The 17,531-nt window shown below is 40.4% G+C and carries 15 protein-coding genes; 13 read left to right on the forward strand and 2 right to left on the reverse strand.

All coding sequences use genetic code 11. From position 1 onward, the window contains the following. Positions 1 to 64 precede the first annotated feature (64 nt). From DCO56_RS06945 to DCO56_RS06965, 5 genes are read left to right on the forward strand one after another with little or no spacing between them, the layout of a single operon-like run. Positions 65 to 424, forward strand: a complete 360-nt coding sequence (locus DCO56_RS06945) for an S-adenosylmethionine decarboxylase family protein (RefSeq protein ID WP_108633046.1) — start codon at positions 65 to 67, stop codon at positions 422 to 424. 3 nt (positions 425 to 427) lie between these two features. Next, a complete protein-coding gene (locus DCO56_RS06950; RefSeq protein ID WP_108633047.1) occupies positions 428 to 1,864 on the forward strand; it encodes a hypothetical protein in 1,437 nt (478 codons plus the stop codon). A 14-nt stretch (positions 1,865 to 1,878) separates the two neighbouring features. Then, a complete protein-coding gene (locus DCO56_RS06955) occupies positions 1,879 to 2,097 on the forward strand; it encodes a DUF350 domain-containing protein (RefSeq protein ID WP_108633048.1) in 219 nt (72 codons plus the stop codon). Continuing rightward, on the forward strand, positions 2,090 to 3,604 hold the full coding sequence (locus DCO56_RS06960) for a polyamine aminopropyltransferase (RefSeq protein WP_108633049.1): 1,515 nt from the start codon (positions 2,090 to 2,092) through the stop codon (positions 3,602 to 3,604). The genes DCO56_RS06955 and DCO56_RS06960 overlap by 8 nt, the downstream gene beginning before the upstream one ends. After that, the gene (locus DCO56_RS06965) at positions 3,582 to 5,210 is read left to right on the forward strand and encodes an FAD-dependent oxidoreductase (protein WP_108633050.1); all 1,629 of its coding nucleotides are present in this window, start codon (positions 3,582 to 3,584) and stop codon (positions 5,208 to 5,210) included. Before DCO56_RS06960 ends, DCO56_RS06965 begins: the two co-directional genes overlap by 23 nt. A gap of 102 nt (positions 5,211 to 5,312) precedes the next feature. Here DCO56_RS06965 and DCO56_RS06970 read toward each other — a convergent pair whose 3' ends face one another. Both DCO56_RS06970 and DCO56_RS06975 read right to left on the reverse strand, forming a co-directional pair. Next, on the reverse strand, positions 5,313 to 6,215 hold the full coding sequence (locus tag DCO56_RS06970) for a flavin reductase family protein (protein WP_108633051.1): 903 nt from the start codon (positions 6,213 to 6,215) through the stop codon (positions 5,313 to 5,315). 13 nt (positions 6,216 to 6,228) lie between these two features. After that, on the reverse strand, positions 6,229 to 7,203 hold the full coding sequence (locus DCO56_RS06975; RefSeq protein WP_108633052.1) for a fumarylacetoacetate hydrolase family protein: 975 nt from the start codon (positions 7,201 to 7,203) through the stop codon (positions 6,229 to 6,231). Between the two features lie 313 nt (positions 7,204 to 7,516). Between DCO56_RS06975 and DCO56_RS06980 the strand changes: the two genes are divergently transcribed. From DCO56_RS06980 to DCO56_RS07015, 8 genes are all read left to right on the forward strand, one after another. Further along, positions 7,517 to 8,674: a homogentisate 1,2-dioxygenase gene (locus DCO56_RS06980; protein WP_108633053.1), complete on the forward strand. Its 1,158-nt coding sequence runs from the start codon at positions 7,517 to 7,519 to the stop codon at positions 8,672 to 8,674. Between the two features lie 29 nt (positions 8,675 to 8,703). Next, positions 8,704 to 9,831 carry a 4-hydroxyphenylpyruvate dioxygenase gene (gene hppD / locus DCO56_RS06985; RefSeq protein WP_108633054.1) on the forward strand — a complete coding sequence of 376 codons (1,128 nt, stop codon included), beginning with the start codon at positions 8,704 to 8,706 and terminating at the stop codon, positions 9,829 to 9,831. Then, complete coding sequence (locus tag DCO56_RS06990; protein WP_241254785.1) at positions 9,803 to 11,071, forward strand: Glu/Leu/Phe/Val dehydrogenase dimerization domain-containing protein; 1,269 nt, start codon at positions 9,803 to 9,805, stop codon at positions 11,069 to 11,071. The genes hppD and DCO56_RS06990 overlap by 29 nt, the downstream gene beginning before the upstream one ends. Before the next feature lie 789 nt (positions 11,072 to 11,860). Continuing rightward, positions 11,861 to 12,640 (forward strand): N-formylglutamate amidohydrolase, encoded by a 780-nt coding sequence (locus DCO56_RS06995; protein ID WP_108633055.1) that lies wholly within the window; start codon positions 11,861 to 11,863, stop codon positions 12,638 to 12,640. Further along, the gene (locus DCO56_RS07000; RefSeq protein ID WP_245935787.1) at positions 12,630 to 14,462 is read left to right on the forward strand and encodes a peptidase MATCAP family protein; all 1,833 of its coding nucleotides are present in this window, start codon (positions 12,630 to 12,632) and stop codon (positions 14,460 to 14,462) included. Before DCO56_RS06995 ends, DCO56_RS07000 begins: the two co-directional genes overlap by 11 nt. A gap of 13 nt (positions 14,463 to 14,475) precedes the next feature. Next, positions 14,476 to 15,489, forward strand: a complete 1,014-nt coding sequence (locus DCO56_RS07005) for an ATP-grasp domain-containing protein (RefSeq protein WP_108633056.1) — start codon at positions 14,476 to 14,478, stop codon at positions 15,487 to 15,489. 238 nt (positions 15,490 to 15,727) lie between these two features. Further along, positions 15,728 to 16,711 carry a lipoate--protein ligase gene (gene lplA, locus DCO56_RS07010; RefSeq protein WP_108633057.1) on the forward strand — a complete coding sequence of 328 codons (984 nt, stop codon included), beginning with the start codon at positions 15,728 to 15,730 and terminating at the stop codon, positions 16,709 to 16,711. 48 nt (positions 16,712 to 16,759) lie between these two features. Next, complete coding sequence (locus DCO56_RS07015; protein WP_108633058.1) at positions 16,760 to 17,527, forward strand: methyltransferase domain-containing protein; 768 nt, start codon at positions 16,760 to 16,762, stop codon at positions 17,525 to 17,527. Positions 17,528 to 17,531: the final 4 nt, after the last annotated feature.

Genomic DNA, 17,531 nt, shown 5'->3' on the forward strand with positions numbered 1-17,531 from the left:
CATAGTATAAAAATCTGGTAAAACTTTTTATATTTGGAACGTTTAATTTATCCAGTTATTTCTGATGAACGAAAAGTATACTCCCGGAAAACACCTGTTGATGACATTGCAGGTAGAGGAGGTATCGTTATTGACAACCATAGATGCTTTTTTGGAATTTACCAAAAAGCAGATGAATGTCCATAATTTGCAAATTGTAGGTATTTCCACCCATTCTTTTGAGGGCGGTGGATTTACCGCTGCTATTTGTTTAATGGAATCCCATATCTGTATCCATACCTGGCCGGAATTTGGACAATTGACATTAGATGTTTATCTCTGTAATTATCTAAAAGATAACAGTGAAAAAGTTTTGCATTTGGGTAAGCTCTTCAAAACTTATTTTAATGCGATAGTTATTAACGAAACTGTGGTTAATCGGTAGTTTATGGACGTAATATGTAAAAAATGTGGCCATGCACACCGATTTAAGATCGAGGTAACCGACTTTTCAGGTTTCGTTTGTGCAAAATGCCATAGTTATTTTAAAGGTAAGACAGTTGAAACCTTAACGTATGTGAAGGAATTTTCGGCCCCTTTAGCCATGCAATGGGCTACGTTAGGTGAATCCGTTCAATTCAAGAGAAATAGTTATTATATTATCTCCAAGATACAGCGCTTTACAAAAAGCGGCGAATATGGAAATGAGTTTGTGGGGTTAAACGCGAATCAAGACGATATTTATTTCAGCGATGGCGTAGACTATGCTTGTGCCTTACATACCATTGATCGAGAGCAGGTGACGCTTTTACCAAAAGGCAACACCTGTAAGTTTGGTAATAGACACTATGATCTGGAGTATACCGAGGAGCAAACTGTTGTCTATGCGGAGGGCTTTGTATTTGAAGATCTGGAATCGATGTCAACGACCCTTACCTATATTCAAACAGTTAATGAGGATCGTTTTATTTCTCAGGAATTTATTGATAACGATGTACAGTATTATCAGGGAATTTACCTGGAGGATGAGAGCTATTATAAAATTTTTGACACCTATAACGACTATATTGCCCAAAAGGAGATTGTAGGGACGAAGCTGAGAAATATTGGTGTCTTTGCTGTTTTGCTATTGGCAGCTCTATTCTGGATTTTAAACTGGGGACAGATCGGTAAGGATACGTATAAGTTTGATGAAAAATTCCCCGGAAAAAAGGCAAACTCGGAATTTGTTGGCGCCTCTTTCGAATTAAAAGGCGATAAACCCAAGAAGCTGGTCCTGGAGGGAATATCTGAATCTAAAAGCCATCCTATCCAGCTGATGATCAAATTGGTCAATGAAAAGACAAATGAGATTATTGAGTCAGGTACAGCTGTCCACGAGAATAATGATGTTAATTATGCCAGTGGATTGACTGTCGATTTTTGTCGTATCCAACCCGGGATCTATCACCTGGTTTTTGTGACCTCTTCAACCAATGGTGCCGCCGATATGGATGTTAATTTTGAACTCACAGAGGACTATAAATTAACATACGGAGGTACCAGTTATACCTTTTTGATTCTTTGTTTGGTGAGCATTGTTATACTTGTGGGGATTTTTAGACATAATATTCTGGCGATTAAAAATAAAGATTTTGTTGCTCGGGCTGAAGGTTTAGGTTATTTCGATATCTTAAAATTTGATCGGCTGGGTGTAGCTTTAGTTGCTTTTTTTGCCTTTTTTGTTGCTGTTAACCTATTTGTAAATTCCTCTACAGATTGTAAGACTACAATGCGGACGAGCACCTTGGAAGACCATACTTATACAGGATCAAGATCGCATTATCGTCGATCCTTTTATGGTAGCGGAGGTAGTTATAGTGGATATGGTTCAGGTCATAAATAAAAATTAATATAAAAATGAATTACGAATTGTTTTATAAAGGAATTGCAGCATCATTGATTTATTCGCTTATTGGAATTGCTGTATTGTTATTGGCCTATTGGCTTATCGAGCGATTGACACCGGAACAATCTTGGCAGGAGATCGTAAAGAACAAGAATATAGCTTTAGCGATTGTTTTTGCGGCTTTTATATTAGGCATATCGATTATAATAGCTGCGGCAATACATGGGTAAAAAGAGCAATCTGCCCATTTTTCTCTTATTTGCGGTATTTGTCATTGCAACTTGCGGGCTTATTTACGAGCTGGTTGCGGGTGCATTGGCGAGCTATTTATTGGGAGATTCAGTCAAGCAGTTTTCATTTATTATCGGTACCTACCTGTTCTCGATGGGGGTGGGATCTTTTTTAGCGAAGTACATCACCAAAAACCTCTTTGACCGGTTTATTGATATTGAACTCTTGATCGGGGTCATTGGCGGTTGCAGTTCTGTCGTTTTATTTTTACTGTTTCAGCAGGTTGAACACTTTCAATTTGTACTTTATTTCTTTGTTTTTCTGACAGGCTGTCTCTGCGGTATGGAGATACCCTTATTGATGAATATTCTAAAAGATAGGGTTCAGTTTAGGGACTTGGTTTCCAATGTATTTGCTTTTGATTATATCGGCGCTTTGATCGCTTCGGTACTGTTTCCTATCCTGCTGATTCCGAGGCTGGGCGTGATGGGAACATCCCTGTTTTTTGGGATCATCAATATTTTAGTAGGCGTCTTTCTATCATTCTATCTTGCTAAAAGACTTAAAAATCCCAACTGGATTAAAGCTAAGTCACTAGTTTGTCTGGTATTGCTTTCGGTTGTATTTTTTTATTCCGATGATTTGCTTAAATATTCCGAAAGTCAATTATATGGGAATAATATTGTCTATAAGCATTCTACACCCTATCAACGTATTGTTCTGACGGAGAGTAAGGGTGAATATCAATTGTTTCTAAACAATAATTTACAGTTCAACACCAAAGATGAATATCGGTATCATGAGGTTTTGGTGCATCCGGCGATGTCTATGGCCAAAGATGTATCGCATGTATTGGTGTTTGGCGGTGGAGACGGGCTTGCTGTCCGGGAGGTTCTTAAATATCCAGGTGTAAAAAAGGTTACATTGGTGGATTTGGACGAGGGTATGACCAAATTGTTCCAGACAAATGAATTACTAGTCAGTCACAACAAGGGCTCGCTGAACGACGCAAGGGTAAAAGTGATCAATCAGGACGCATTTATCTGGGCAAAATCTGCAAAGGAAAAATACGATGTCATGATTATAGATTTTCCGGATCCGTCAAACTATAGTCTTGGAAAATTATATACGACAAGTTTTTATCAAAGTCTATTGCCGCTTATGACACCTTATACCATGGTGTCGGTACAGACAACTTCGCCTTATTTTGCACCCAAATCTTACTGGTGTATCCATGAGACAATCACCACGGTTTTTCCAAATACTGTCGCCTATCATACCTATGTGCCATCCTTTGGCGAATGGGGATTCTGTCTATTTTCAGCAGATATGACACAGCAATTTAAGCGTGTTGCCCGACGGGTGGATAAGCTGCGTTATTATAACTATCATTTTGGGGAATTGACAGAGTTTCCGGCTGACATGCGGGCGGATCATGTAGAAATAAACCGTTTGGACAATCAGATTTTAGTGCGGTATTTTGATGAAGAATGGAGTAAGATTTAATCCCTCGCGGCGTGGTTTTCTCAAGCTTGCATTTTTGGGGGCAATCGGCCTGCAGTTTGCTCAGGCCTGTAAGAAAAAGATGAACCGTATTTTTTTGCGTCTCACAGGGACAGATCATATTTTGGGGCATCGTCTGCGATTCCCGGATTTTCCCAAATCTACAAAAGTTATTGAAATACCCATTCTGATTCTCGGTGGTGGTGTAAGCGGACTATCTGCTGCCTATCGTTTGCAACAAAAGGGAATGAATGATTTTCTACTTTTGGATATGGAATCTGAAGTAGGGGGTAATGCGCGTCATGGCGAGAATGATTATAGCCGTTATCCGTTAGGAGCACATTATCTTCCTATTCCGAATGCTTCCAATAGGGAACTGCTGCAGTTTTTGGAGGAATCGAAAATTATCGTCGGCTGGACGAATGAGGGTGTTCCATTATTTGATGAGGAACAATTGTCCTTTGCGCCTCATGAACGACTTTTTATCCATAACATCTGGCAGGAAGGCATTGTTCCAAGTTATGGATTAACCCCGCAGGAGACGGCCGAAATAGAACGTTTTATGGTGAAAATGAGTCAGTTTAAACACTTGAAAGGTGCTGACGGAAAGTATGTTTTTGATATCCCGATGCGCAATGCTTCGCAGTCTGACGATCTCAAAAGATTGGATGTCCTGACAATGCGTTCATGGATGGAATCAGAGGGGTATAAGACGGAGCCTGTCTTTAGTTATGTGAACTACTGTTGCCGTGACGATTATGGAACGGGTATCGCGGCCACTTCTGCTTTTGCTGCTATACATTATTTTGCGAGCCGAAAGCACGATTGGTCTGCCTATCAGGATCTGGTGCTCACCTGGCAAGAAGGGAATGGACGATTGGTCAGCCATTTGAAAAAATATGCGGATGGTAGGGTATTGAATCAACATCTGGCTTATCAGATACATGTAGGGCAAGATGCTGTGGAAGTGTCCGTCTTCGATGATAAAAAGAAATTGTCAAAAACCATTAAAGCCCAGAAGGTGATCAATTGCTGCCCACAATTTGTCAATCAGTATCTGTTGCCAAACCGTACGGCATTGACGAAAAAATTTCATTATGCACCTTGGATCGTAGCGACTATCGTATTGCATCGTTTCCCTTTTACGGATGGTGCGACACTTTCCTGGGAAAATATTATTTATAACGGAAAGGGATTGGGTTATGTGTATGATCAACACCAGAGCCTGAATCAGCTGCAAAGCCCTTTTGTGATTACCTACTATCATAGCCTGGGAGATGGGGACCTTAATGGAAACCGGAAGCAGCTATATCAGTGGACAGACCAGCAATGGAAAGAGTTTATTATGGAAGATCTGGAGAAGGCACATTATGGAATAGAAAATGAAGTCATCAGTATAGAAGTCTTTCGACACGGACATGGTATGATCAGCCCTGTCAGTGGTTTTCTATCAGACGAAGCGCGTAGAGAACTGGCAAAACCTATTGCTGATAAAGTCTATTTTGCACATTCTGATTTAAGTGGTATATCTATTTTTGAGGAAGCCTTTTATCAGGGAATCACCGTAGCCGATCAGGTTTTCGCTGACCTTGGTCAAAAAGAAGCATAGCTGTCTGTCTATGCTTCCGGATTTCTGTCGGGCTGCTATAGGTATTGCGTACCCGATATTTTTATAGGTTTGCTTATTTGTAGTATTATGCAACGAAACTTTTTATAGGCTTAATAATACCTGCCATGCTTTGTCTAATTGCTCCGTATCCAATAATTGCGCAGCGTAAGCATGTACTTTTTGTGTTAATTGCGGTGAACCTTGTTGAAAATTCAGTCGGAGATAGTTTAAATATTTATCCTCTTGGGTGGCTTGCTCTAGAACTGGTAAGGATTCTACATTGGCCAATAAGCCGAGATGGTTTCCAGTAAGTACTTTGGAAAGTCGAATACCTTCGGGCAGCTGATCTACGCCAATACCCAGACTGCGCAGTGGTTTAGGAACAATAAAGAGGTTTTCATTGGTTACACGGCAGTACCAGTCACCGCCGAGACGGGCGACCAGATCTAGTTCCTCTTGTTTTATCGTATTGTTTTTGTGTAAGAGTTCTTTGTGTACATGCATATAGAGTACTTCCGCAATAACGAGATTTCCTGCTCCGGGTTCGTCACTTAGGGCGATCACTTCTCTCACACGACATTCCAGTTGAACCGGAGATTCCGCTACCCGTGGTGGGCGAACATGTAATGATGGGATCGGTGTAAACCCAGATTTGTCAAATTCATTTACCTCCTTGCTATACTCTGTACTGGCCAGTGACTGTTGCTGTACCATCGCATAGTTTACGATATTGATGACAACCTCATTGACTTCCTGAATATTGTCCAGTGTATGTTTGGTACTGCCATCACGCATGCGACGCAAGGGTGAGAATACACATATTGGTGGTTGGTGTGACATCAGGTTGAAGTAGCTGAAAGGACTCAGGTTGACATTGCCCGCCGCATCGATGGTGCTCGCAAAACAGATGGGACGAGGTGCAATGGCATATTTGATTAAATTATCAATGATGGCCTTATCAGCCGAGGATTCAAAAGTGACTGTATCGAAAGAAGAAGAATTCATTTTTTGAATAGATTTATTGGTGGTATAATACTACGGAATTGGAAAGTTTGCCCAAGCCAGTTATTTCGAGCTCGACCTGATCGCCTACCTGTAGCCATTGATCCTGATGAGCGGGATTCTCCATGCGCCCAGTGCCGTTGAGTTCCAAAAAACATCCTGTTCCAACTGTTCCGGAGCCGATCACATCTCCCGGAAAGAGACGTACACCATAGGAGACGCGTTCGATAATTTCGGCAAATGTCCAGTGCATTGTAGCAAAATTACCGGAAGAAACCTGTTGACCATTCACGCGGCATGACATGTCGAGATTGTATCTGTCACCAATATGATCTCCTGAAGAATTAATTTTATAAGGTTCCAATTCGTCCTTGGTGACTAACCATGGACCAATTGCCGTAGCAAAATCCTTTCCTTTTGCGGGCCCCAAGCTCAATTTCATCTCGTCCATCTGGAATTTTCGTGCGCTAAAATCATTCATGATCATGTATCCGGCAATATATTTATCAGCCTCTGAGGCAGGGATATTTATACCTGTTTTATTGATCACGATGGCCACTTCAAGCTCAAAATCCAGTTGCTCAAGATGCAGTGGCATACATTGTATCGGGCCGGGACCTTGTATGGCCTGATGATTGGAGAAGTAAAAAACAGGAAATTCATCGAATTCAGGAATCATATCCAGTCCGCGGTTTCTTCTTGACGTCGCTACGTGCTGCCGAAAAGCATAGGCATCACGCACTGATGTCGGATGCGGTATCGGTGCAACAAGCTGAATATCTTGCAATAACTGGTAAGGTCTGGACATCCGTCCCTCCAGCAATGCACTTTGATAATACTTTAAATCATTTATGGCTTCATCTCCACGGATCAAAAAATCAGCCATATCGGTCGGAAGGGAAGGTGCTATCTCCGAGCAGGTGTATACCCGGTCATTGATTACAATACCTAATTCATGTTGGCCATTTTTCGTGCACGTAACAATTCTCATATCAGAATATTCTATTGGTTATTCAATCTTTGAATGCGACACAAATATATCGTATAAGTTTTGAAAAAAATATTTCTTCGCTTGAAAATAGAAAAATATTCTTACCTTTATTATAACATTATAAACTAGTAAAAATGATCAATCGTGGAATACATCGCTTTGCGTCATCCATGCCCTATATTGCTTTTAATAGAGCAATTATAGCTGATATCGTTTTTGCCCAATACTAATCCCTTCGAATTTTTTGCCAATCGATGCTATTGGCAACGTTGATATTCATTTATTTTTTATAACCCTTTTAAATCGTAGAATTATGCCATTTTATGTTAAACAAGGGCAAATTCCAGCACAGCGACATACTGTTTTTAGAAAGCCCGATCACACGCTTTATGCAGAAGAACTGGTTTCTACCCATGGCTTTTCCAGTCTTTATTCGCTCGTGTATCATTGCCACCCGCCTACGTTGGTCAAACAGATCCGTGAACCTTATGATGTTACTCCAAAGATTGCCCGTGAAAAACATCTTAAACATACCAGTTTAAAAGGATTTCAGGTTCAGGCCAAAGATGATTACCTGGAAAGCCGCACACCTGTTCTGGTCAACCAGGATCTACACATCTCACTGGCTGCCCCCCGTCAGTCCATGACGGATTATTTTTATAAAAATAGCCAGGCCGATGAGATTATTTTCGTGCACCATGGAACAGGGAAACTCAAGACGGGATACGGAAGCATTTCCTTTCAGTATGGTGATTATCTGGTTGTCCCTAGGGGTACAATTTACCAGATGGAATTTGATCAGACTGACAACCGATTATTTATTGTTGAATCGTTTTCCCCGGTACGTACGCCAAAGCGGTATCGGAATGAATTTGGTCAGCTGATGGAGCATGCACCTTTTTTCGAACGTGATATCCGTGTACCACAGGATCTGGAAACTTTTGACCAGCTGGATGATTTTGAAGTGAAAATCAAGAAACAGGGATTGATTTATCCTTACATCTATGGAAGCCACCCTTTTGATTTTATTGGTTGGGATGGCTATCATTTCCCTTGGGCATTTTCCATTCATGACTTTATGCCAATTACTGGAAAATTGCATCAGCCACCACCTGTTCATCAGACCTTTGAGACCGATACCTTTGTGTTGTGTAGTTTTTGTCCACGTCTGTATGACTATCATCCAAAAGCTGTACCTGCGCCTTATAACCACAGCAATGTAGACTCAGATGAAGTGCTATATTATGTGGATGGTGATTTTATGAGCCGGAAATCGGTTGAAAAAGGACAGATTACATTACATCCGGGCGGTATTCCGCATGGACCACACCCCGGTACGGTCGAAAAAAGTATTGGACAAGTTAAAACCGAGGAACTAGCGGTCATGATCGATCCTTTCCGTCCCCTGATGCTGACCGAAGAAGCGTTAAAAATTGAAGATCCCGATTACTTTAAATCCTGGATGAGTTAAGTTAAATACGAATAACCTTTATATAAATTATGGCAAATACATTTGCAGAGAAGATTGCCCAAGCGCAAGATTTTCTACCTATTAATGGAACTGATTACATTGAATTTTATGTGGGGAATGCGAAGCAGGCTGCACATTACTACAAAACAGCCTTCGGTTTTCAGTCGGAGGCTTATGCAGGGCCAGAGACCGGTATTAGGGACCGGGCGTCTTATGTCTTAAAACAAGATAAAATTCGATTGGTGCTGACTACGGCACTTAAATCGGACCATCCTATCGCAGAACATGTCAAAAAGCATGGCGACGGTGTCAAAATATTAGCTTTATGGGTCGATGACGCCCGAAAATCATTTGAAGAGACGACCAAAAGGGGAGCAAAGGTTTATCAAGAACCGCAACTTCTCAAAGATGAACAAGGGGAGGTCTGGACTGCAGGGATATACACCTATGGAGAAACGGTACACCTCTTTGTAGAGCGAAAAAACTACAGTGGTTTATTTATGCCCGGATATGAAAAATGGGAAAGCGACTATAACCCTGCAGAGACTGGTTTGCTCTATGTCGATCATTGTGTAGGCAATGTAGGCTGGAATAAAATGAATGAAACGGTCCAATGGTATCAGGATGTGATGGGCTTTGTCAACATCTTGTCCTTTGATGATAAGCAGATCAATACTGAATATTCGGCATTGATGAGCAAGGTGATGAGTAATGGCAATGGTTATGTAAAGTTTCCGATCAATGAGCCTGCGGAGGGGAAAAAGAAATCTCAAATCGAGGAGTATCTTGAATACTATGAAGGTGAAGGTGTGCAGCATGCGGCATTGGCGACGAAGGATATTGTACGTACAGTGAGGGAACTCAAATCCCGGGGTGTCGAATTTCTGGGAGCTCCTCCCGAAGCATACTATGACATGCTACCGGAAAGGGTCGGAACGATAGATGAGGAAATCCGGATCATCCAAGAACTGGGTATTTTGGTCGATCGTGACGAAGAGGGGTATCTACTCCAAATTTTTACCAAACCTGTAGAAGACCGACCTACCTTGTTCTATGAGATTATTCAGCGAAAAGGAGCCCAGAGTTTTGGTGCAGGTAATTTTAAGGCACTTTTTGAAGCAATCGAACGTGAGCAGGAACGCAGAGGTAATCTATAAGGATATGTTGGGTATGAAAGAATTATTGCGCGCATTTGAGCACAGGAGTCCAGAAATCGTATTTGAGTGGAAAGATAGTGAAACTGATGCCAAAGGATGGATTGTTATCAATTCGTTGCGGGGTGGTGCAGCAGGTGGAGGTACACGGATGCGGGCAGGCCTGGATCGGCATGAAGTAGAGTCCCTTGCCAAAACAATGGAAGTAAAGTTCACGGTTTCAGGTCCCGCTATTGGTGGTGCCAAATCTGGTATTGACTTTGATCCACATGACCCACGCAAAAATGAGGTTTTAGACCGTTGGTTTAAAGTAGTGACACCGCTATTAAAAAATTACTATGGGACAGGAGGGGATCTTAATATCGATGAAATTCATGATGTCATTCCATTGACCGAAGAATATGGGCTATGGCATCCGCAGGAAGGAATCTTGAATGGACATTTTAAGGTAAATGAGAGCAACCGTATCCACCAAATAGGACAGTTGCGCTATGGCGTTTCCAAAGTATTGGAGGACAATACCTATAGTCCGGATTTAAAGCGTAAATATAAGGTTGCAGATATGATAACAGGCTATGGAGTCGCCGAATCTATCCGTCATTATTATCAGCTTTTTGGCAGTGACTGTAAAGGAAAACGTGCAGTTATTCAGGGCTGGGGAAATGTTGCTGCCGCCGCGGCTTTTTACCTCTCTAAGCTGGGGGTGAAAATTGTCGGAATTATTGATCGGGCCGGTGGTTTAATCAATCGTGAAGGTTTTAGCGAAGCAGAAATTACGCACTTATTTCTGGATCGTAGGGGAAATGAACTGAATTCACCTGATTTGATTTCATTTGAACAGATTCAGAAGGAAATATGGGGATTGAGGACGGATATCTTTGTCCCGGCAGCTGCATCACGGTTGGTTTCCAAAGATCAGATCCAACAGCTCATGGAAAACGGGCTTGAAGTCATTGCTTCTGGCGCAAATGTACCTTTTGCTGATCAGGAAATATTCTATGGTCCAGTGATGGAGTTTGCGGATCAGCATGTTGCGGTGATACCTGATTTTATTGCGAATTGCGGTATGGCACGGGTGTTCGCCTATTTAATGCAACGGAATATAGAAATGAGTGATGATGCGATCTTCTCTGATGTTTCAAAGGTGATTTTTGAGGCTTTGAAAAAGATAAGAGATTCTTCCGCCGATCGCACACAGATTTCTTCTAGAGCATATGAAATTGCCTTAAAACAACTGATTTAATTCTTTTACAGGAGTCGTTAAACGAAAAACACTTGAAGCGGGGAACTTCAAGTGTTTTAACTAACCAATTATTAACCTAAATTTATGAATGCTTAAAACAGTGCAATACCTGTGCCAAAACTTATTTACCTAAGATGAATAAATTGTCATTTTTTTGTTAACTTATGATTTCACTTCCAATTTGGACAAACACCTCATATCGTTGATTCTTAAAAGTTAATTCTCGATTGAATCGTGATCAGTTACAGTCGGATTAAGGTTTGTAGGGTATTGAGAATTTTTACCATTTTTTATTGTTTAAGATACTGATAAACAGAAACTCCTGAAGCGGGGAGCAACAGGAGTTTTCCTAACCAATTATTAACCTAAATTTATGAAAAGTACAAGTATAACGTGATCTCAACATAAAATGTTTCAACTATTTTCACTTTTCTGGATTTTTTAACATTTTTTAGTATTTCTATATTGATTTTCGGTAAGACTTTATAGCAAACATCTTCTTTTCGTATTAGAAAAATAAAAAACCTGTTAGCGGGGACTAACAGGTTTTTTATAAACTAACTAATTATTAACCTAAATTTATGAAACTAGTAAATAACTTTCAATAAGAATGCCAAGGCATAAATCGACCTGCCGGTTTAACGATTTTTAACGCTTTATATATACAGGCGATAGGCAAGAGACTTTAACCTTAACCTGTTATTTTATTTTTCAAACCTTTTATTGCCTGTAAACGTTTACTTAAGCAGAGTGAGCAAATAATATGTGAAACTGTTTAAAATAAAGTACATGTCGCTGTCCTATCTTTATCAATTCGAAAATTATAGAAGTCCTTTTTGGGCTTTTGCAATCCACGATGGCCATCATATCGATGCGGATTTAGAACCGCATTTGCATATTTCTCCCGAAAATCGGTTACGAGAAGAGGATCCGTATACTGCTATTTTGGCAGAATTGCCTTTCAATCGCTTTGTTTGTGGCACATCGAGGTTTCAATTGGATTTGAATCGGAATAAAGACGGAGCAATTTATTTGACACCTGAACAGTCATGGGGAATACAGGTATGGGAAACAGATTTGCCACAGCAGTATAAAGATCAACTGTATGAATCTTATGATCGCTTATATCAAAAAATAGTACAGCAGATTCAAAATACCATCGATCGGTATGGTTATTTTGTCGTTTACGATATTCATAGTTACAATGCACGCCGCGATGGTCCGGATACAGTTGTTGACCAAATCAACAATCCGCAGATTAATATTGGTACAGAACACAACCACAGCAAATGGCAGGAATTGACCCGCTCATTTATGGATGTACTTCGTACTGGTAAAGATGGGCAGGCTTATGATGTACGTGAGAATGTTAAATTTAAGGGCGGCTTTTTGTCATCTTATTTAAATGAGCAATTCGGCGATAAGGGTTGTGTTTTCTCTATTGAGTTTCGCAAGGACTTTATGAATGAATGGACAGGAGAGGTCTACCCTCAAAAGCTACAGGAGTATAAACAGTTGTTAATGCAGAGTATAGAAACCCTTGAATCCTATTTTGCCTATGAAAGATGATGCAAAGCAGCTGGCGGGCATTCTAAAAAAGATCAAAAATAAAGAGGTTTTTCATGTTCAGATACCGCCAAAGAATAAAATGGTGTTCAATCAGGTTGTACCTTACTTATTTCTTTATCGACAGTTTTTTAGTCCAGATCCGATGCTGGCGGAATTAGTGAAATCAGAGCCCGCATATTTTAGGGTGAAGGATTCCGAAATGAATGTGTCAGACTGGATTGCTCCAATTCTCAATCAGCTTGTAGAAGAATTTGGAGCCTGCCTTATTATAGAGGCATGGACCGCAGGGCAAGGCCAGGAAGAGGATATCCAGATCCATATTGCCCGGAAAAATGTACAATCCATTGCTCAGTATCTTGGAAAACAATTGGAAACAGAGGAATCTATTGCCAAGGTTGAGATTGTGACCGAATCGAAAACCAATGCGACACAGAGTCTTTCACCTGCAAGTATTCAACTGGACAAGTTAAATAGCAATATTTTGTACATGGGGCTGGAAATCAAACCAAAGTATCTGTTAGGGACTAATCAGCAAATACTGCCGATTGACCTGCGGCATTTTCGAGAAGCGATATCTCGAAGCCTGTCCAAGACTTTTTTTGAGTTTATTCGGATACATACCCTCTCAAAACCGACATCGTTTAAAATAAGTCATCCCAAAAAGATGCTTCCATTGGCTTGGGAAATTGATCAAAAATTGGCGCGTGAAAGTCAACGCTTTGATTTTCTATTATTAATTACACCGACAAATTCTTACGATGCATGGCTACAGTTCAGAAAAGGAAATTATCGCAAAGTACCTGTTTTTCGTTACCGGCCGATGCCCATTGACCCCGATATTATTAAACGCAATTTGTATAATTTGCATATTGAAGATCTCTACGATCCATCGATTGCTTATTTGTTCCGGGATAAACGCAAAGAGCTTGATCAGATGATGAGCATGCTGAGCGAACGGGGAAAAGAGGGATTTTTACTCGGCAGCATGCAGGTGTTTGGTACCGTCAACGAAAAGCTGTTGGAAAAAGCGCAAGCCATATTAACAATTACAGCGACGGACAGAGAACATCGTACAAAGGAAGAGGATATCGTCTATGCAGAAGAGTTTGCGAAACTAGCGCAAGAGGAACTGGATTATTTAAAAAGTCAGGATCCGAATTTTTCAACTACTGTACGGCTTCGGGATGATATATACGGGGTCATGGTCAATCAGGGGGTGCTAAATATCAGTAAACAATATAGTTTGCCAAGGCATAGGGTGCAGGCATTAATCCAGCACGAAGTAGGAACACATATCGTTACTTATTACAATGGCAAACAGCAACCTTTCAGTCTTTTTAGATTGGGTGTGCCGGGCTATGAAAAGCTTCAGGAGGGTCTGGCAGTACTCGCCGAATATTTAGTTGGCGGATTGACAAATAATCGGTTGCGTATATTGGCCGGTCGGGTCGTCGCGGTATATCACATGCAACAGGGAAATACGTTTTTAGATACATTCACGCTGTTGGTTGATAAGTATCAGTTCCTACCGGAAACAGCTTTTCAGATGACCATGCGTGTTTTTAGAAGTGGCGGACTCACAAAAGATGCGTTATACCTCAGTGGTTTGATTGAACTAATAAATTATATAAAAAGTGGCCGGGATCTCACCCTATTGACCATGGGTAAGATCAGGGAGGATTATATTCCGATAGTCGAGGAACTGATGCTTAAAGGGATTCTGAATGCTCCGGTCTTGACACCTAAATACCTGACATCCCCTTATAGGGATGTACTGGCCAACCTAAAGAAAAGTAAAGGAATATTTCAGATGATACAATAATTAACGACACTATATGAAGATAGCATTTGTTATTAATCAAACGCATAAAGAAACGGAACGTTTCACAACAACTCTGCTCGCATTGAAGGCGCATCAGCTAGGACATGCGATTTATTACATCGGATTAGCAGATTTTTATTATGAATCTGCCCATATTGCTGCCCATGTGCGGGAAGTATTGCCTGAGCAGAAGGTTACTTCAGCCAAGCGGTTGATGGAGGTGCTACGAGCCACGACAAAGACAAAAATGAATATGGAGAAGATGGATGTGGTTTGGCTTAGATTCGATCCGGTTTTGGATATGGTGAATAGACCCTGGGCAGCTTCATCCGCGCTGCAGTTCGCCTCCTTATTAAAAGAAAAAGGGGTACAGGTCATCAATGATCCAGATAGTTTGAGTAGGGCAAGCAACAAATTGTATCTCGAAGGTTTTGACGAATCTATTCGGCCTAAGACAATTGTAACCAGGAATTATGCAGACGTAGTCGAGTTTTTTGAACAACAAAATAAATTGATTATTCTAAAACCCCTAAAAGGTTCAGGCGGGAAAAATGTGTTTTTGATCAATAAAGACAATCAACAAAATCTAAAGCAGACAGTAGAAGCCATAGCGCGGGACGGTTATGTGATCGGGCAGGAATATCTTCCCGAAGCGGCAGGTGGTGATATCCGTTTTTTTCTGTTGAATGGTGAACCCGTCTCCATCAATGGAAAATATGCTGCTGTTCATCGTGTGCAGCAGGGGAATGAGATCCGGAGCAATGTACATCAAGGGGCAAAAACTCAAGCCGCGATAATCTCGCCGGAGCTGCTACTTATGGTTGATAAAATCAAAGACAAATTGATACAGGATGGAATGTACTTCGTGGGGTTGGATATTGTGGGCGATCATATTATGGAAATAAATGTTTTTAGTCCGGGAGCTTTATGCCAAACAGAGGAGATTGTAAAAGAAGATTTTTCCGCATTGATTATCAAAAACCTTGAAGAAAAAATAGGATCTGCTAGAAATTCATCGGGTGTATGAAGGAGATTATATGTAATTGGTTTTATAATAAGGGAGCAGAGATCAATAATTGAACGGACTGTCTAAAAGCATACCTGATTCTGAGAACTCAGTTGTTTTTGGCGTTATTTGAAATCTCTTGGCGGTAATTAGGATTGTAGTAGGAAACTGACAAAACGCGGGATTGATGAAAATTATGAGTTTGAGATGAATCAAGCCAGTTGAATTCTTGCTAATTTTAAGAAAATAAAAAAATACGATGTTTATTATAGATTCACCTTCTCATGATGCTTATTTTAATATTGCTTCGGAGGAATATCTGCTCACCAAATATCCCAAAGAGCCTATATTTTTGCTGTATATGAATGAACCGTCAATTATCATTGGTAAATTCCAGAATACGCTCGCTGAAATAAACCTTGATTACGTGAACGATAATAAGATTAAGGTCGTTAGGAGGATGTCCGGTGGTGGTGCTGTTTATCATGATTTAGGAAACCTCAATTTTTCCTTTCATACGCTATTGGGAAATTTGGATTTTATGGATTTTTCGACTTTCACACAACCTATTGTTTCGGTTTTGAATAAATTGAATATTCCAGCAAGACTGGAAGGAAGAAACGATCTCTTGGTGGATGGAAAAAAATTTAGTGGGAATGCGAAACTCGCGAGAAATGGTAAAATGATCCAACATGGTACTATTTTAATCGATTCGCAGATGCAGATATTGAATGATGCACTGAAAGTAAATCCGCTTAAATTTATTGATAAGGCTGTCAAGTCGAACAGGGCGCGTGTAACAAATCTGATCGATTATCTCCCACCGGAATTTACAACAATAAAATTTAAGGAACTCTTGATCGCAGAGATGCAGCGTGAAAATCCGGATGCGAAGGTCATTCATTTCTCAGCAACTGATATCCAGAATATCGAACATCTGGTGAAGGAAAAATATGAAACCTGGGACTGGAATTTCGGTTTCTCTCCGAATTATAATTTTAAAAAGGCAATCAAGATTCCTGCGGGTTTTATCGAATTACACTTAGACGTACATAAAGGTTATATTGAACATGCCAAGATTTTTGGGGATTTTTTTGCTTCTAAATCTATTCACGAGTTGGAAGAACTCCTAATTGGCGAAAAGCATCAGTTGGAAGAAATTGCTGCTCTGCTGAATTCGATAGATGTAACTTCTTATTTTGGAAAAGTTGAAGCGCCTGAAATACTGGAATTGTTTAAATAAAAATTGTTTTATCAGTCCTGTAGGGCCTGAAATAAAAAAAAAGTTATTATGCCTTGGAACCCAGATGTATATAATCAGTTTAAAGACATTCGATTCAAGCCTTTTTATGATCTATCCGAACTAATAGCTTCGGAGGTAACGATGAAAGCCGTGGATCTCGGATGCGGAACCGGCGAGCAAACGGCTATTTTAAGTGACAGATTTCAACAGGCAACATTTCTTGGAATAGATTCTTCTCCGGAAATGTTATCGGCGAGTAGTAAACTCGAAAATGAGCGTCTAAGGTTTGAGAACGGCAATGTTGAAAATTTTTTGGAAACGGCGGGTTCATGGGATCTAATATTCAGCAATGCGGCGTTGCAATGGTTGGATGATCATCGTGTACTTTTCCCACGGCTCATTTCCAAATTGAGCCGTGGCGGACAGCTAGCTGTCCAAATGCCTTATCAACCGGACAATGTATTAAATAAAATTTTGTTTGACATGGCTGAGGAAGAGCCTTATCGAAATTATTTAGCTGGCTGGAACAGACCTTCATCCGTGCTAAGTATAGACGATTATGCATCAATTTTGTTTGATTCGGGCTTGAAGGAATTGAACCTGTCCCTTCGTATATATCCAATTATTGCAGCAGAATCGGATACACTTTATAACTTTATTTCTGGATCGGCATTGATTCCTTATATCGAACGATTGGACGAAGATAAGCGCCCTGATTTCATTGCTGATTTTAAAATGCGCATAAAGCAATTTTTTTCGAAATTTCCGGCGATCTACGCTTTCAAACGTATTCTATTGTATGGACGGAAGGATTAAAAAG

Source organism: Sphingobacterium athyrii (assembly GCF_003071065.1).
GTDB lineage: Bacteria > Bacteroidota > Bacteroidia > Sphingobacteriales > Sphingobacteriaceae > Sphingobacterium > Sphingobacterium athyrii.

Excerpts from the sequence above, each read along its gene's own strand:
- DCO56_RS06995 (WP_108633055.1), top strand. The coding sequence starts at position 11,861 with ATGTCGCTGTCCTATCTTTATCAATTCGAAAATTATAGAAGTCCTTTT.
- hppD (WP_108633054.1), top strand. The coding sequence starts at position 8,704 with ATGGCAAATACATTTGCAGAGAAGATTGCCCAAGCGCAAGATTTTCTA.
- DCO56_RS06980 (WP_108633053.1), top strand. The coding sequence starts at position 7,517 with ATGCCATTTTATGTTAAACAAGGGCAAATTCCAGCACAGCGACATACT.
- DCO56_RS06960 (WP_108633049.1), top strand. The coding sequence starts at position 2,090 with ATGGGTAAAAAGAGCAATCTGCCCATTTTTCTCTTATTTGCGGTATTT.
- DCO56_RS06975 (WP_108633052.1), bottom strand. The coding sequence starts at position 7,203 with ATGAGAATTGTTACGTGCACGAAAAATGGCCAACATGAATTAGGTATT.
- DCO56_RS06965 (WP_108633050.1), top strand. The coding sequence starts at position 3,582 with ATGAAGAATGGAGTAAGATTTAATCCCTCGCGGCGTGGTTTTCTCAAG.
- DCO56_RS06970 (WP_108633051.1), bottom strand. The coding sequence starts at position 6,215 with ATGAATTCTTCTTCTTTCGATACAGTCACTTTTGAATCCTCGGCTGAT.
- DCO56_RS06945 (WP_108633046.1), top strand. The coding sequence starts at position 65 with ATGAACGAAAAGTATACTCCCGGAAAACACCTGTTGATGACATTGCAG.
- lplA (WP_108633057.1), top strand. The coding sequence starts at position 15,728 with ATGTTTATTATAGATTCACCTTCTCATGATGCTTATTTTAATATTGCT.
- DCO56_RS07000 (WP_245935787.1), top strand. The coding sequence starts at position 12,630 with ATGAAAGATGATGCAAAGCAGCTGGCGGGCATTCTAAAAAAGATCAAA.
- DCO56_RS06950 (WP_108633047.1), top strand. The coding sequence starts at position 428 with ATGGACGTAATATGTAAAAAATGTGGCCATGCACACCGATTTAAGATC.
- DCO56_RS06955 (WP_108633048.1), top strand. The coding sequence starts at position 1,879 with ATGAATTACGAATTGTTTTATAAAGGAATTGCAGCATCATTGATTTAT.
- DCO56_RS07015 (WP_108633058.1), top strand. The coding sequence starts at position 16,760 with ATGCCTTGGAACCCAGATGTATATAATCAGTTTAAAGACATTCGATTC.
- DCO56_RS07005 (WP_108633056.1), top strand. The coding sequence starts at position 14,476 with ATGAAGATAGCATTTGTTATTAATCAAACGCATAAAGAAACGGAACGT.